The organism is Streptomyces spiroverticillatus (assembly GCA_014650415.1).
Lineage (GTDB): Bacteria > Actinomycetota > Actinomycetes > Streptomycetales > Streptomycetaceae > Streptomyces > Streptomyces spiroverticillatus.
Window position 1 is genome coordinate 525,935 of sequence record BMUX01000003.1, and the last position, 14,603, is coordinate 540,537.

Genomic DNA, 14,603 nt, shown 5'->3' on the forward strand with positions numbered 1-14,603 from the left:
CGGGGGCGGCTAGCCCAGATCAGGGGCGAGCAGTGCCCGTACGCCCTCGATGTTGCCGTCGAGGTAGTGCCGCAGTGACAGCGGTACGAGATGGACCGCCGCGATGCCGACCCGGCTGAAGGGCACGCGCACGATCTCGTACTCGCCGAGCGGGTCGTCCACCTCCGGGCCGTGCCGCAGCGCGGGGTCCAGGGACTCCAGGCGGCAGACGAAGAAGTGCTGCACCTTCACGCCCGCGCCCGCGTTGCCCGCGATGTGTTCGACGGTGTCGACGAAGCAGGGCACCACGTCGGTGATCTTCGCCCCGAGTTCCTCGTCCACCTCCCGGTGCAGGGCGTCGACGACGGTGGCGTCCTCCGGCTCGACTCCCCCGCCGGGGGTCACCCAGTACGGATCGACGCCGGGCTTGGTGCGTTTGATGAGGACGAGGTGGTCGCCGTCGAGGAGGACGGCGCGTGCGGTGCGCTTGACCACGGGACGTTCGGTCATGGCAATAACGTGGCCCGCGCGGGGCCCGTCGAAACTCCCCGGCCCCCCTCGGCTCCCGCTCAGCACCAGTCACCGGCAGCGCGCAGCAGCCATTCGTGCGCCCGCGCGAGGTGCGGCTGGGCGAGCGTGCCGGTGCGTACGGCCAGGAAATAGGTGCGCAGGGGCGGTACGACGGGTTCGTACAGCGCCACCACCTCGCCCCGGTCGAGCGCGTCGGCGCACAGGTAGCGGGGCAGCACGGCCAGGCCAGCGCCCGCGACGGTGGCGGTCAGGACGGCGCGCAGGTCCGGGACGACGACGGTGCCCGCGGCGGCGGGCGGGGTGTCGAAGACGGCCGCCCAGTAGCGGGCGACGAGCGGCAGGCTCTCGTGGACCTCGACCACGGGAAGGTTCTCCAGGACGACGGCGCCCTTGTCTGCGAGGAGTTCGGGGGTGAGGTGCTTGGCCCAGCGCGGGGCGGCGACCAGGACGTGCTCCTCGTCGCACAGGGCGGTGGCGGTCAGCAGCCCGCCGCGCGGCCGGTCGGTGGTGAGCGCCAGGTCGTGGTGGCCGGCGGCGAGGCCCTCCAGGGTCTCCTCGGAGCTGCCGAAGGCGACCCGCAGCGCCAGGCCCTGCGCGGTGAGCGGGGCCAGCGCGGGCAGCGCGCGCAGCGAGGTGAACTCCGGGGGCCCTGCGAGGTGCAGGGTGCGCACCCCGGACTGGTCGTCGAGGCCGGTCTCGGTGATCTCGACCAGGGCATCCAGGTGCGGGGCGGCCCGGTGGGCGAGCTCGTCGCCGATGGCGGTGGGGGTGACGCCGCGCGCCCGGCGCAGGAACAGGGGGCGGCCCAACTGCCGCTCCAGCGTGCGGATCTGTCCCGTCACGGCGGGCTGGGAGAGGCCGAGCAGGGCGGCGGCCCGGGTGAAGGAGCCCGCCCGGTGGACGGTGACGAAGGTGCGCAGCAGGGCCAGATCCATGTCATGCCTTCCGCGTTGCGCGGTGCCGGGGCGGTGGTCGCGGAGGCCGGGCGTCCGCCCGGTCCCGTACCGCCGTCCAGGCCCCGTGGTCCGGTCCCCGCCGGTGTGCCCGAAGACGCAGTATAAATATGTCGATAGGTCGCTGTCGCTAGCGTGATTGGACACTGACGCAGAGTCAACTAGCCTTGTGCAGGCGGTTCTTCGCGCGCAGAACCGGGGCGGTCCGAGCCACGAGGGGGGAGGTTCGGACCGCCCGTCCTACGCCAGGCGGCTACCCGGCGCTACGTACATGCTCGCTGCATCGAGCGTTCCACCGCAGGGTTTCGAAGCCGACCGAAGCCGGTGGCGGCCGGTCAGGAGACCGGCCCGTCCAGCGGGCCGCCCGCCGCCTCCAGCGCCCGCAGAAGGTCGACGAGCAGGTCGTCCGCGTCCTCCGCGCCCACCGAGAGCCGGATGAAGCCCTCCGGCACGGCGTCGCCGCCCCACCGCCCGCGCCGCTCGGCGGTGGACCGTACGCCACCGAAACTCGTCGCGTCGTCCACCAGCCGCAGCGCGCCCAGGAAGCGCTCCGCGAACTCCTTGTCCGGCAGCGTGAAGGACACCACGCAGCCGAAGCGCCGCATCTGCCGCACCGCGACCGGGTACGAGGGGTCCTCGGGCAGCCCCGGGTAGCGCAGGTCGCTGACGTAGGGGTGTTTGTGCAGGGCCGTCGCCAGGACGAGCGCGCTCGCGCCCTGACGGTCGGCCCGCAGGTGCAGCGTGGCCAGCGAACGGTGCGCGAGCCAGGCCTCCATCGGCCCCGGGATCGCCCCGACGACCTTGCGCCAGCGCTTCACCTTCGCCGCCAGCTCGGCGCTGCGGCACGTCACGTAGCCGAGCAGCAGATCGCCGTGCCCGGTGAGCCCCTTGGTGCCGCTGGCCACCGAGAAGTCGGCGCCCAGGTCGAGCGGGCGCTGTCCGAGCGGGGTGGCGAGGGTGTTGTCGACGGCGACCAGCGCGCCCGCCTCGTGGGCGGCGTCGACCAGGACGCGGATGTCGCAGACGTCGAGGCCGGGGTTGGACGGCGACTCGATCCACAGCAGCTTCGCCCCGGTGAGGTGGGCGATCTGCGCCTCGCCGGCGGTGGGCGCGGTGCGCACCTCGACCCCGTACGCCTCCAGCTGTTCGCGCACCAGGGGGAGCGCCTGGTAGCCGTCGTCGGGCAGGACGACGGTGTCGCCGGCCTGCGCCTGGGAGAGCAGGACCGCGGAGATCGCGGCCATGCCGGAGGCGAAGACGACCGTGTGGGCGGCGCCGCCCGGGTCCTCCAGCTCGCCGATCGCCCGCTCCAGATGGGTCCAGGTGGGGTTCTCGTCGCGGCCGTAGGTGTACGGACCGGTGGGCTCGCCCGGGAGGTGGAAGTGGGCGGCGAACACCGGGCCCGGCAGGGTCGGCTCGTACGCGACGGGCTCGGGCAGCCCGGCCCGCACGGACCGGGTGCCGTCGCCGTCCTCGTCGGATATCGGCATGCGGGTCAGTCCCTTCCGTCGGGGAGGATCACGTTCAGGGCCCAGGACACGACACTGATGATCAGCGCGCCGAGCACGGCGGTCCAGAAGCCCTCGACGCGGAAGGCCAGGTCGAACTTGTCGGCCAGCCAGGAGGTGAGCAGCAGCATCAGGGCGTTCACGACCAGGGTGAACAGTCCCAGGGTGAGGACGAACAGCGGGAAGGACAGGAGCTTCACCACCGGCTTGACCAGGAAGTTCACCAGCCCGAAGAGCAGGGCCACAACGATGAGCGTGCCGATCTTGCGGCCGGTGCTGTCGCCGGTGAGGGTGATGTCCGGGACGAGCCACACGGCCACCCAGAGGGCGACCGCGTTGGCGATCGTCTTGACTGCGAAATTCATCATGTGTCTGATCGTGGCAGACATGATCGGTCACACCCAGGTGCGGCGGTACGCGGCGAGGAGCGGGTCAGGCATGAAGGTATTCCGACTGGACGAGCTGGAAGCGGAACGCGCCGCGAACGACGGCGCGTATCTGCAGTTCCTCAAGGAACGGAACATGTCGGCCGGTCTGTACGCGCTCGACGCGGGCTCGACGGACCCGCAGCAGCCGCACAACGAGGACGAGATCTACTTCGTGGTGAGCGGCCGGGCCGCGGTCACCGTCGGCATGGAGACGACGCAGGTGGCGCGGGGCAGCGTGGTCTACGTGCCGGCCGGGGTGGCGCACAAGTTCCACCACATCTCGGAGGACCTGCGGGTGCTGGTGGTCTTCTCGCCGCCGGAAAGCTGACGTCCGGGCCGGAGAGCTGACGTTCTGACCGGAGAGTTGAGCCCCTGCCGGGTGCGCGTCCCCGAATGTTTCACGTGAAACACCCCGAGAGTCCCTAGGGGTCGGATCAGGGGTCTTCAAGGGCTGCACGGCTCCGGCGGAGGCACTTCCCCGCCTAGCATCGAGAGCAGGGAAACACCGCAGAGCCGGGCAGGTTCCGGACCGAGGGAGAGGCAAGAAGATGGCTGCACGGGAAATATTCGAAGGTCTGCCGGGCTGGGTGAAGTGGGTCGCGATCCCCGCCCTCGTCCTCCTCGTGTTCGGCGGCGCGATCCTCACCGCGATCGGCACGCTGATCGGCCTGCTGTTCAAGCTGCTGGTGCTGGTCGCCCTGGTCGGCGGTCTGATCTACGTCGTACGGCGTTTCAAGTCGGGTTCCTCCTCCGGCTCCTCCAAGGGCTGGTGAGCCCGCGGGCGGCGAGGCCGTGGCCGCCGATGGGTAGCCCGTGCGGGCGTTAGCCCGCCGGGGGGAACCTGACACGTGAAAAGAACTGAGGCCCCGGGCAAGGCAGTTAGGGTGAAAAACCGCTGCCGTCACCCGGGACTCCCGCTCCCCGGCGACCGCGTTGCCCCTCGGGACCCCGGGAGTGACCCATGGCCACGGCCCAGCCCAAGGCCCGACCGACCCAGCCCACGGCCCGATCCACCGCCGTACCCGCCCCCGGCCCCCGCACCCCACCGGTGCCCGCGCCCGGCGGCCCCGCGTCGGCCCCCACCCTGATCGGTTCCGTCCAGCGCGCCCTGCGGCTGCTGGAGGCGGTCAGCGACCACCCCGACGGCGCCCCCGCCAAGCAGCTCGCCCGCGAGGCCGGTCTGCCGCTGCCCACCGCCTACCACCTGTTGCGCACCCTGACCCACGAGGGATACCTCCATCGTGAGCAGGGTGTTTTTGTGCTCGGTGCGGCCGCCGGGCAGCTCGGTCGGGGCGAGGCGGACCAGGAACGGCGCGAGGCGGGCCAGGACCGGCGCGAGGTGGTCACCGGAACGATGGAGCGGTGGCGCGACACGCTCGGGGCCGCCGTGTATTTCGCCGTCTACCGCGAGGGCGAAGTCGAACTGGCGGCCCTCGCCGAGAGCATCGAACACCCCGCCGTCGAGGAGTGGGCCGACCTCCGCGAGACCGCGCACGCGCACGCGATCGGCCAGTGCCTGCTGTCCCAGCTGGACACCCGGACCCGCCGCGACCACCTCGACCGCCACCCCGTCGAACCTCTCACCCCGTACACGGTGCGTGACGCATCCGCCCTGCTGGAGAGGCTGGCGGCGGTCGAGCGGATGCAGACGGTGGTCGAGCGCCAGGAGTACGCGCTGGGCACGGTGTGCGCGGCGATCCCGGTCACGATCGGACTGACGCCGACGGTGCTGGCGATCTCTCTGCCGCTCGACCAGGAGTACCGGTTGAGACCTGCGATCGAACGGGTGCGCGGTGAACTCGGCGAGGTGGTCCGTTCGCTCATGTTCTCTATCAGTATCTGAAAACTCACTCCTTGTGATCTGTTACTGCTTCAAGCACGATGACGTCAAGAGGGCCGGAAGGGATCGTTCCGGCCACTTTCATCTACGGCAGGGTTGGCTATGCGCGAGTCGGTTCAGGCAGAGGTCATGATGAGCTTCCTCGTCTCTGAGGAGCTTTCCTTTCGCATTCCGGTGGAGCTCCTGTACGAGGCGAAGGACCCGTACGCGATCCGCCTGACCTTCCACCTGCCCGGCGACGCCCCTGTGACCTGGGCCTTCGGTCGTGAACTGCTGGTCGACGGAATCAACGAACCCTGCGGCGAGGGCGATGTGCACATCTCGCCGACCGATCCGGACGAACTCGCCGACGTCCATATCCGGCTCCAGGTGGGCGGCGACCGGGCGCTGTTCCGGGCGAGCGCAGCCCCCCTGGTCGCCTTCCTCGACCGCACCGACAAGCTGGTCCCGCTCGGCCAGGAGCACACGCAGAGTGACTATGCGGGGTGCCTGGAGGACGAGCTCGGTCGCATCCTCGCGGAGGAGAACGCGGGCTGACCCCGGCCCGCGTCAGCTCTTGCGGCGCCGGCTGCGTCAGCGCTTGCGGCGCCGCCCGCGTCCGCCGCCCGTCCGGTCCGCCGAGACCACCAGGGCGGCGAGCGCCGTGGTGACCGGCACCGAGGCCACCAGCCCGATGGAGCCGACCAGGGTACGGACGATCTCCTCGGCGACCAGCTCGCTGTTGGCCACCGTGCCCACGCTGGACTGGGCGATGGAGAACAGCAGCAACAGGGGCAGTGCGGCGCCCGCATAGGCGAGCACCAGAGTGTTCACCACGGACGCGATGTGGTCGCGGCCGATGCGGATGCCCGCCCGGTACAGCGCGCGCGGGCCCATTGTGGGGTCGGCCTGGTGCAGTTCCCAGACGGCGGAGGTCTGGGTGACCGTCACGTCGTCCAGGACGCCGAGCGAGCCGATGATGACGCCCGCGAGCAGCAGGCCGCTCATGTCGATCGACGGGTAGAGGCTGTGGATCAGCCCGGTGTTGTCGTCGATGTTGCCCGACAGGAACGCCCAGCCGATGAACAGCGAGCCCAGCAGTCCGATCAGCAGCAGCGAGATCAGCGTGCCGATGACGGCGACGGAGGTCCGTGCGTTCAGCCCGTGGCAGGCGTACAGGGCGATCAGCATGATGGCGCTCGCCCCGACCACCGCCACGACCAGCGGATTCGACCCCTGGAGGATGGCCGGGAGGATGAACAGGGTCAGCACCGCGAAGGACGCCACCAGCGCGATCAGCGCCATGATGCCCTTCATCCGGCCGACGACGACCACCGCGACGGCGAAGATCCCGGCGAGCAGGGTGAGCGGAAGCTTCCGGTCCACGTCGATCACCGAGTACTGGAGATCGCGCGGGGCGTTCGGGGCGTACGCGACGACGACCTTCTGACTCTGCTTCAACTGCCGGGAGGATTCCGGCTGGACGATCTCGGTGAAGGTGCGGCCCTTGTTCGCGCCGGTGGTCACCTCGACGGTGGCCTTCTTGCACTGGGCGGACGGTGCCTCGCTGTTCGGCGGCGGCACGGGTTCGCCCTGGCCGGGCTGGGGCGGGGCGACGTTGGCGTCCTTGCAGTCGATGGTCTCGACGGCGACGACCCGGCCCTGCTCGGTCTGCCGGTCGAAGCCGACGCCGGTGCGCTCGTGGGCGGGTGCGCCGCCCGGCCACAGGACCGCGAGGCCCACGAGGACGGCGGTCGCGAAGGGGATCAGGACGGCCGCGATCACTTTGCGCAGGTGCTGGGAGACGGGTGCGGCGGGGCCGTGGCTGTGGCTGTGTCCGTGCCCATGACCTGCGGGGGAGGGCAGCTGAGGGGGCGTCGGCTCGGCCGGGTGCTGGGGCGGGGGCTGTGGTGGGGTCACGAGGCGATCATCGCAAGAACGACAGGGGCCCTCTGTTCAGCGCGCCCGGCAAGACGCTAGCGTGGGGGCACCTTTGCACACGCGGGAGCTCGGAGCACCGGGCTGAGAGGGCGCTGACCTCCGTACACATGCGTACGGAAACGGCTGCGTCGACCGCTGAACCTGTTACCGGGTAATGCCGGCGTAGGGAGTAGGTCTCATGACCACGATGGATGCACGCACGCCTGCCTCCGGCCAGGACGGGCGCACGCCCGGCTGGCACAAGGGGTACGTCGAGGGATCGCGCCCGGATCTGCGGGTGCCGGTCCGTCAGGTGCACCTGACCAACGGCAAGGACGTGACGCTGTACGACACGTCCGGCCCGTACACCGACCCGACCGTCGAGACGGACGTGCGGCGCGGGCTTGCCCCGCTGCGCGAGAACTGGATCGTCGGGCGCGGCGACACCGAGGAGTACGCGGGCCGGCCGGTCCGCCCCGAGGACGACGGCATCAAGCACACGTCCCCGCGCGGGGGCCTGAAGAACCTGGACGCGGTCTTCCCGGGCCGTCCGCGCCTGCCCCGCCGGGGCCGCGACGGGGCCGCCGTCACGCAGCTCGCGTACGCGCGGCGCGGGGAGATCACGCCGGAGATGGAGTACGTGGCGATCCGGGAGAACGTTTCTCCCGAGGTCGTACGGGAGGAGATCGCCGCAGGCCGCGCGGTGCTTCCCGCGAACGTGAACCACCCGGAGATCGAGCCGATGATCATCGGCAAGCGGTTCCTGGTGAAGGTCAACGCCAACATCGGGAACTCCGCGGTCACTTCCTCGATCGAGGAGGAGGTGGACAAGATGACCTGGGCGACGAAGTGGGGCGCCGACACAGTCATGGACCTGTCCACCGGCCGCAACATCCACACCACCCGCGAGTGGATCCTGCGCAATGCGCCCGTCCCGATCGGGACCGTGCCGCTCTACCAGGCGCTGGAGAAGGTCGACGGCCGCGCCGAGGAACTGTCCTGGGAGGTCTACAAGGACACGGTCATCGAGCAGGCCGAGCAGGGCGTGGACTACATGACCGTCCATGCGGGCGTGCGCCTGGCGTACGTTCCGCTGACCGCGCGCCGCAAGACGGGCATCGTCTCGCGCGGCGGTTCGATCATGGCGGCCTGGTGCCTGGCGCACCACAAGGAGTCGTTCCTGTACGAGCACTTCGAGGAGCTCTGCGAGATCCTCGCCTCGTACGACGTGACGTACTCCCTCGGCGACGGCCTGCGGCCCGGGTCGATCGCGGACGCCAACGACCAGGCGCAGTTCGCGGAGTTGAAGACGCTCGGGGAACTCAACACGATCGCCAAGCGTTACAACGTGCAGACCATGATCGAGGGCCCGGGACACGTCCCGATGCACAAGATCAAGGAGAACATCGACCTCCAGCAGGAGATCTGCGAGGAGGCGCCGTTCTACACGCTCGGCCCGCTGACGACCGATGTGGCGCCCGCCTACGACCACATCACCTCCGGCATCGGCGCCGCGATGATCGCCTGGTGGGGCACCGCGATGCTCTGCTACGTGACGCCCAAGGAGCACCTGGGGCTGCCCAACCGGGACGACGTGAAGACCGGCGTCATCACCTACAAGATCGCCGCGCACGCGGCGGACCTCGCCAAGGGCCACCCGGGTGCGCAGGAGTGGGACGACGCGCTCTCCGACGCGCGGTTCGAGTTCCGCTGGGAGGACCAGTTCAACCTGGCCCTCGACCCGGACACGGCCCGGGAGTTCCACGACGAGACGCTCCCCGCCGAGCCGGCGAAGACGGCGCACTTCTGCTCGATGTGCGGGCCGAAGTTCTGCTCGATGAAGATCAGCCAGGACATCAGGAGGGAGCACGGGGGAACGGCGGAGGAGATCGAGGCGGGCATGGCGGAGAAGTCCGCCGAGTTCGCGGCGGCGGGGAACCGGGTGTATCTGCCGATCGCCGATTAGTCGCGTGGTGTCGGGACGGCTGCCGTGTGGTGACGGGCGGCCCCGGATCATTCCGGTTTGTGGTCCGGGCCGCCGTAGTCGGGGCTGGAGAAGTCCGGGCTGGTGAAGCTCGGGCGGGTCTTGTGGCCGTTGTTGTTGCTGTTGTCGCCGGGGCTGCTGAAGTCCGGCCGTGAGTACCCGAGACCAGGGATGCGGCCGGACTGCCGGGGCGGCTCGGTGGCGGGCGGGGCGGAAGCGGGCGGTGCGGACGACGCCGGGTCGGGGGGCTTGGCGAGCGCTTCGCGCAGGAACGGGACGATGCCCCGCTCCGTCAGGGCTTCCGTCCAGGCGGCCCTGGCCCGGTCGACCTCCTCCGTGCTCGCGTCCCGGTGGCCGTCCTGGAAGGCGGTCGAGCCGTTGCGCAGCGCGGTGAACAGCAGGCCGACCGCGGCCCCGAGCAGCCCGGCCGCGGTCAGCGCCCCGAAGATCCATCCGGCGGTCAGCAGGGCGTCGGCGATGGCGGGCGGCGGACTCAGCATCCGCAGCGCGAAGCCGACCAGCAGCAGCACCACGGCGGCGATCCCGGCCAGCACCGGGGTCAGCACGGCGACGACGGCGATCGCACCGGCACCGGTCGCCTCGGCGTTCTCGCCGACCCCGGGCGCGAGCAGGGTGGCGGGCAGGGTGGGTGCGCGCAGCTCGCCGCGCACCTTCACGTAGTGGTCGTACTCGGTCAGCGCGTGACCGTTGATTATTTCCCTGGCGTTGAGCGCGGCGGTGCGCAGCTGCTCGCTGTTCAACCGCCCGCCCGCTGCGGCGAGTTCCGGGCGTTCGTGCGCGGTGCGCAGTGCTTCGTCGAGGGTCCGCTCGAACTCCGGGCGGTCCTCGGCCAGCAGGTGCGGAGCGCTGTTCATGTGCATCCCCCGATGCTCCGTAGGGCCGGGTTGCCCGCTTCGGTGGGGCGGTTGGGCGGAAACGGAGGAGAGCCTGCTACGGATAACCCGATGGTAGAGCCGTTACGGCACGGGGTGACAGAGGGTTTCCGGAAATTGGCCCGGTGGTGGGAGTGTGTTCGCACCGCGCACGTACGAGTTCGTAACGCTCAGTCATCCAACGGGAGTTGGACCACCAGGAGCTTTCCGGCCATGGTCACGCCGCCGTCCATGGCGATCGCGAGCGAGTCCGCGTAGACGTGCGGACCCTCCACGACCGGCCCCGAGCTGCCCTCTCCGTCGGAGGTGTCCTCGTTGCCGACCTCGCCGAGGAGGTACGGGATGGGGCTGTGACCGTGGACGATGCGCTCGCCGCCATATGCGGCCAGCAGTTCCCGCACGGCGTCGGAGCCGCCTTCGTCACGGAACGCGAAGCGCTTGGTGAATTTGCGGAAGACGTCCCAGCACTCGTCGGCGTCGTTGCGGGTGAGGATCTCGTGCACCGTGTCGTTGACGTCCTCGATGGTGCTGCCGTAGTCGAGGTAGGCGGTGGTGTCGGAGTGCGTCAGCAGGTGCCCGTCTTCCAGTGCCACTGCGTCCAGGCGGGCCATCCACTGGAGGTGTACGTCCTGGAGGCGCTCCATGTCGTGCTTCTGGCCGCCGTTGAGCAGCCAGGCGGCCTGGAAGGTGGCCGTGCCCGCGCCGGAGTTCACCGGGGTGTCGCCGAAGCGGCGGGCGCCGAGCAGCAGCAGCTCGTGGTTGCCCATGAGGGCCTTGCAGTAGCCGCCGGCGGCGGCCGCCTCGGCGGACAGGCGCATCACCAGGTCGATGACACCGATGCCGTCGGGGCCGCGGTCGGTGAAGTCGCCGAGGAACCACAGGCGCGCGTTGCCCGCCGACCAGTGGCCCTCGTCGTCGATCAGCCCCTGCTCGTGCAGGGCGTCCAGCAGCTCCACCAGGTAGCCGTGCACGTCGCCGACGACGAACAGCGGGCCGAGGCCCTCGCCGTCCGGCTGCGCGGCGAAGTCGGGCTGCGGGATGCGCAGGGTGTCACCGGGACCGCGGTCGTCCCGGGTGATCACCGGGAGGTCGCGCTGGGTGGGGGTGTAGCCCTCGGGGGCGTCGCCCTCGTCGAAGGGGGGCTCGGGTTCGTACGTCTCCTGCACGGGGGCGTACGCCTCCTGGGCGGGCGTGTGCGTTTCCGGCACGGGCGGGTACGCCTCCTGCACAGGTGCGTACGTTTCCTTCACATCCCCGTACGTCTCCTGCACGGGGATGTACGAGTGCTCCGCGAGCGCCTGCTCTCCCGGGTGCGCCTGCTCCGCGTCGTACGTCGCGACGGGGGCCTGCGCATAGGGAGGCACCCGGAAGTCCCGCAACGTAGCCGTACGCACCGCGGGTCCCTGACCGGCCCCCTGAGTCATTGACCCCTCCACCACCGTCGCACCGCCGTACACCTTGGGGTCCCACCTGGTCTCGGGTGGTCCGCTGTGTCGTGCGCCCATCATAGGAATGCGGCCCGCGCTGTGTGAGGCACCAGGGGTGGTGAATCCGGGTACACCCGCGGTTCACCAGTTGTTTCGCCCGGATTGCGGAGATCGGTCCCGGTGTTGATTTCGGGGCGGCTCCCCGCCTGCCGCCCCGCGCACCCCTTCGTCCGGCCCCCTCGGGCCCCCGCCGGCCCTCTTCAGTCCCCCGACGGCGACCGCGGAGCGCTCACCGTGGTGCGCGGAGGGCGCCGCTGGGAGGACGTACGGATGATGAGCTCGGTCGGTATCACCTGCTCGACCGGCCGCCCGGTGTCCAGTCCCTCGATGGCATCGATGAGGAGCTGGACGACCGCCGTGCCGATCCGGCGCGGCTTGAGGGAGAGCGTGGTGATGGGCGGCTCGGTGCTCGCGTACACCGTCGACTCCGAGCAGCAGACGAGCAGCAGGTCCTCCGGGACCCGCAGCCCGTAGCGGCGGGCGGCGGCCAGCAGGTCGGTGCCGTTGGGGTCGAAGAGGCCGTACACGGCGTCCGGGCGGTCCGGGCGGGCGAGCAGCCGGTCGGCCGCGACGGCGCCCGCGCACGGGTCGTGCGCCGGGTAGGACTCGTACACCGGATCCTGACCGACGCGCTCGCACCAGCGCAGGTAGGCGGTGGTGGAGAGGCGGGTGTACGTGTCCGTGGTGGTGCCGGTGAGGAGGCCGATGCGGCGGGCGCCGGCGTCGGCGAGGTGGTCGAGGAGTTCGAGCACGGCGGCCTCGTGGTCGTTGTCGACCCAGGCCGTGACGGGGAGGGCCCCGGACGGGCGGCCGTCGGAGACGACGGGCAGGCCCTGGCGCATGAGCTCGGTGACGACCTGGTCGTCGTCCGAGGGGTCGATCACGACGGTTCCGTCGAGCGCGACGTTCTGCCACACGTCGAAGGGGCTGTGCCGGGAGGAGGCGGGGAGGATGACGAGGGCGTAGCCGCGGGCGAGGGCGGCCGAGGTCGCGGCCCTGGCCATCTCCGCGAAGTACGCGAACTCGGTGAAGGTGAAAGGTTCATCCCCGTACGTCGTCACGGTCAGGCCGATCAGGCCCGACTTTCCGGTACGGAGGGTGCGGGCCGCGGCGGACGGGCGGTAGCCCAGCCGGTCGGCGACTTCGCGAACGTGGCGGCGGGTGGCGTCCGGGAGCCGTCCCTTGCCGTTGAGGGCGTCGGAGACAGTCGTGATGGAGACACCGGCTGCGGCGGCGACATCCCGGATGCCCGCACGTCCTGGCCGACTGCCTCGCCGGGGTGTCTCGGTCCGGCTCACCTGATGCTTCCCTGCTGCTGTCATGGCGAGCCGATATTAGGGCTCAGGGGGCCGATTGGCTGCCGTGCATATGCGCCTGGTGGCAGGCACGTTTCTGCATGGGTCTGCTCGGTCAATGACCATGGAAGTCAAGGGAGTTGGGGGGTGTGCTGCCGTGGAGTCGGTTGGCTGGCGGGGTGCGTCCGGCATCTGCCGCATGTCTCGGTGAGGTCTCAACTCACCAGTTCGAGGGACGCGCGCCACGGCGTGAGCCACCGGCGCGCGTGGAGTCCGGGGGCGCGCCCCCTGGAGGGTGCGCCGGTGCTTTCCGGACGGGCCGCTGTTCCGGGCGTGGGTCCGGCCGCGGTCTTCTGCGGCCTCTTCGCAGCGCCGCCCAATCCTCATAAGGTGAGCAGTATTGGCGGTACGTACGGTCGAGGAGGACCTTAAGTGAGCGAGACGAGCGCGGGCACCCCCAAGCTGCGTGCGGTGCTGGACGGCATCCCCACGTACAAGCCCGGGAAGCCGGCCGCGGCCGCCGAGGGCGACGGCCCGGTGGCGTACAAGCTGTCCTCCAACGAGAACCCCTACCCGCCGCTCGCGGGCGTCATGGAGCAGGCGATCGCCGCGGCCGGGGTGTTCAACCGCTACCCGGACATGGCCTGCACGGGGCTGATGGAGGAGCTGGCGAAGCGTTTCGGCGTGCCGGTCTCCCACCTGGCGACGGGCACGGGCTCGGTCGGCGTCGCGCAGTCGCTGCTCCAGGCGACCTCGGGTCCTGGCGACGAGGTGATCTACGCCTGGCGCTCCTTCGAGGCGTACCCGATCATCACGCAGATCAGCGGTGCGACCTCGGTCAAGGTGCCGCTGACCGACGGCGATGTGCACGACCTGGACGCGATGTTCGACGCGATCACCGAGAAGACCCGGCTGATCTTCGTCTGCAACCCCAACAACCCCACCGGCACCGTGGTGCACCGCGCCGAGCTGGAGCGCTTCCTGGACCGGGTGCCGAAGGACATCCTGATCGTTCTGGACGAGGCCTACCGGGAGTTCATCCGGGATGAGGACGTGCCGGACGGCATCGAGCTCTACCGGGACCGGCCCAACGTCGCCGTGCTGCGCACCTTCTCCAAGGCGTACGGGCTGGCCGGGCTGCGGGTCGGCTTCGTCGTGGCGCACGAGCCGGTGGCGGCGGCGCTGCGCAAGACGGCCGTGCCGTTCGGTGTGAGCCAGATCGCACAGGAGGCGGCCGTCGCCTCGCTGCGCGCCGAGGACCAGCTCCTTGAGCGGGTGGACGCGCTGATCGCCGAGCGGACCCGGGTGTACGACGCACTGGTCGGCCAGGGGTGGACGGTGCCCGTGACGCAGGCGAACTTCGTGTGGCTGCGGCTGGGGGAGCGTACGACCGACTTCGCGGCGGCGTGCGACCGGGCCGGTGTCGTGGTGCGGCCGTTCGCGGGCGAGGGCGTGCGCGTGACGATCGGTGAGGTCGAGGCGAACGACCTGTTCCTGAAGGCGGCGGAGGAGTTCCGCAAGGAGCTGTAGCCCCTGACGGGTGGTGTGCGTGGTGCCCCTGTGAGCCGTGGGCCGGCTTGCGGGGGCACCGGCGTTTTCGGGGAGCCCGGCCCGGCGTCATTTATGGGGACCCCCCTGGATCCTTCCGAATGGCCGTGCGACATAATGCTTGTGAATGTGAACGCGTTCACAAGCGTGTCCCCGTTCGTCCCGCGATTTGTGGGATTAAAGGGGCAAACTGCCCCTGTGATCTACCCGTGGATCGTGAACTACCCGTGAATGCGGCTGTGGCTTCGGCGACGTAAG

General features: G+C 70.5%; 14 protein-coding genes. 6 read left to right on the forward strand and 8 right to left on the reverse strand.

The genetic code is table 11. The features are described from left to right. Nucleotides 1-9 precede the first annotated feature (9 nt). The 4 genes from IE269_RS10520 to IE269_RS10535 all read right to left on the reverse strand — a co-directional run bounded on the left by IE269_RS10520 (nt 10) and on the right by IE269_RS10535 (nt 3,339). On the reverse strand, nt 10-489 hold the full coding sequence (locus IE269_RS10520) for an NUDIX domain-containing protein (RefSeq protein ID WP_189822560.1): 480 nt from the start codon (nt 487-489) through the stop codon (nt 10-12). 59 nt (nt 490-548) lie between these two features. Further along, nucleotides 549-1,445, reverse strand: coding sequence for a LysR family transcriptional regulator (locus IE269_RS10525; protein ID WP_189822561.1), 897 nt, complete (start codon nt 1,443-1,445; stop codon nt 549-551). A gap of 353 nt (nt 1,446-1,798) precedes the next feature. Further along, the gene (locus IE269_RS10530; protein WP_189822562.1) at nt 1,799-2,953 is read right to left on the reverse strand and encodes a cystathionine gamma-lyase; all 1,155 of its coding nucleotides are present in this window, start codon (nt 2,951-2,953) and stop codon (nt 1,799-1,801) included. Nucleotides 2,954-2,958: 5 nt separating this feature from the next. Next, nucleotides 2,959-3,339, reverse strand: coding sequence for a phage holin family protein (locus IE269_RS10535; RefSeq protein ID WP_189822563.1), 381 nt, complete (start codon nt 3,337-3,339; stop codon nt 2,959-2,961). A 70-nt stretch (nt 3,340-3,409) separates the two neighbouring features. On the opposite strand from IE269_RS10535, the gene IE269_RS10540 reads away from it, so the two are divergent. From IE269_RS10540 to IE269_RS10555, 4 genes are all read left to right on the forward strand, one after another. Continuing rightward, on the forward strand, nt 3,410-3,727 hold the full coding sequence (locus tag IE269_RS10540; RefSeq protein WP_189822564.1) for a cupin domain-containing protein: 318 nt from the start codon (nt 3,410-3,412) through the stop codon (nt 3,725-3,727). A gap of 220 nt (nt 3,728-3,947) precedes the next feature. Further along, nucleotides 3,948-4,172, forward strand: a complete 225-nt coding sequence (locus IE269_RS10545; protein ID WP_189822565.1) for a DUF5326 family protein — start codon at nt 3,948-3,950, stop codon at nt 4,170-4,172. A gap of 188 nt (nt 4,173-4,360) precedes the next feature. Next, the gene (locus IE269_RS10550) at nt 4,361-5,242 is read left to right on the forward strand and encodes an IclR family transcriptional regulator (protein WP_189822566.1); all 882 of its coding nucleotides are present in this window, start codon (nt 4,361-4,363) and stop codon (nt 5,240-5,242) included. Nucleotides 5,243-5,341: 99 nt separating this feature from the next. Continuing rightward, nucleotides 5,342-5,776, forward strand: a complete 435-nt coding sequence (locus IE269_RS10555) for an SsgA family sporulation/cell division regulator (RefSeq protein ID WP_189822567.1) — start codon at nt 5,342-5,344, stop codon at nt 5,774-5,776. A gap of 36 nt (nt 5,777-5,812) precedes the next feature. Here the strand turns inward: IE269_RS10555 and IE269_RS10560 are convergent, their stop codons facing one another. After that, the gene (locus IE269_RS10560) at nt 5,813-7,138 is read right to left on the reverse strand and encodes a YibE/F family protein (RefSeq protein ID WP_189822568.1); all 1,326 of its coding nucleotides are present in this window, start codon (nt 7,136-7,138) and stop codon (nt 5,813-5,815) included. A 199-nt stretch (nt 7,139-7,337) separates the two neighbouring features. Here IE269_RS10560 and thiC point away from each other — a divergent pair, with 199 nt between their 5' ends. Continuing rightward, nucleotides 7,338-9,104 (forward strand): phosphomethylpyrimidine synthase ThiC, encoded by a 1,767-nt coding sequence (gene thiC / locus IE269_RS10565; RefSeq protein WP_189822569.1) that lies wholly within the window; start codon nt 7,338-7,340, stop codon nt 9,102-9,104. Nucleotides 9,105-9,151: 47 nt separating this feature from the next. Here the strand turns inward: thiC and IE269_RS10570 are convergent, their stop codons facing one another. The 3 genes from IE269_RS10570 to IE269_RS10580 all read right to left on the reverse strand — a co-directional run bounded on the left by IE269_RS10570 (nt 9,152) and on the right by IE269_RS10580 (nt 12,824). After that, entirely contained in the window at nt 9,152-10,003 is an 852-nt protein-coding gene (locus IE269_RS10570; RefSeq protein ID WP_189822570.1) for a hypothetical protein, read from the reverse strand. 182 nt (nt 10,004-10,185) lie between these two features. Beyond that, nucleotides 10,186-11,439, reverse strand: coding sequence for a metallophosphoesterase (locus IE269_RS10575; RefSeq protein ID WP_189822571.1), 1,254 nt, complete (start codon nt 11,437-11,439; stop codon nt 10,186-10,188). Between the two features lie 263 nt (nt 11,440-11,702). Further along, nucleotides 11,703-12,824: a LacI family DNA-binding transcriptional regulator gene (locus IE269_RS10580; protein ID WP_189822572.1), complete on the reverse strand. Its 1,122-nt coding sequence runs from the start codon at nt 12,822-12,824 to the stop codon at nt 11,703-11,705. Between the two features lie 405 nt (nt 12,825-13,229). Between IE269_RS10580 and hisC the strand changes: the two genes are divergently transcribed. After that, nucleotides 13,230-14,327, forward strand: coding sequence for a histidinol-phosphate transaminase (hisC, locus tag IE269_RS10585; protein WP_189822573.1), 1,098 nt, complete (start codon nt 13,230-13,232; stop codon nt 14,325-14,327). Nucleotides 14,328-14,603 lie beyond the last annotated feature (276 nt).

Bases quoted from the DNA above. Each gene is read 5' to 3' on its own strand.
- IE269_RS10520 (WP_189822560.1), bottom strand. From the start codon at position 489: ATGACCGAACGTCCCGTGGTCAAGCGCACCGCACGCGCCGTCCTCCTC.
- IE269_RS10525 (WP_189822561.1), bottom strand. From the start codon at position 1,445: ATGGATCTGGCCCTGCTGCGCACCTTCGTCACCGTCCACCGGGCGGGC.
- IE269_RS10530 (WP_189822562.1), bottom strand. From the start codon at position 2,953: ATGCCGATATCCGACGAGGACGGCGACGGCACCCGGTCCGTGCGGGCC.
- IE269_RS10535 (WP_189822563.1), bottom strand. From the start codon at position 3,339: ATGATGAATTTCGCAGTCAAGACGATCGCCAACGCGGTCGCCCTCTGG.
- IE269_RS10540 (WP_189822564.1), top strand. From the start codon at position 3,410: ATGAAGGTATTCCGACTGGACGAGCTGGAAGCGGAACGCGCCGCGAAC.
- IE269_RS10545 (WP_189822565.1), top strand. From the start codon at position 3,948: ATGGCTGCACGGGAAATATTCGAAGGTCTGCCGGGCTGGGTGAAGTGG.
- IE269_RS10550 (WP_189822566.1), top strand. From the start codon at position 4,361: ATGGCCACGGCCCAGCCCAAGGCCCGACCGACCCAGCCCACGGCCCGA.
- IE269_RS10555 (WP_189822567.1), top strand. From the start codon at position 5,342: ATGCGCGAGTCGGTTCAGGCAGAGGTCATGATGAGCTTCCTCGTCTCT.
- thiC (WP_189822569.1), top strand. From the start codon at position 7,338: ATGACCACGATGGATGCACGCACGCCTGCCTCCGGCCAGGACGGGCGC.
- IE269_RS10570 (WP_189822570.1), bottom strand. From the start codon at position 10,003: ATGCACATGAACAGCGCTCCGCACCTGCTGGCCGAGGACCGCCCGGAG.
- IE269_RS10575 (WP_189822571.1), bottom strand. From the start codon at position 11,439: ATGACTCAGGGGGCCGGTCAGGGACCCGCGGTGCGTACGGCTACGTTG.
- IE269_RS10580 (WP_189822572.1), bottom strand. From the start codon at position 12,824: ATGACAGCAGCAGGGAAGCATCAGGTGAGCCGGACCGAGACACCCCGG.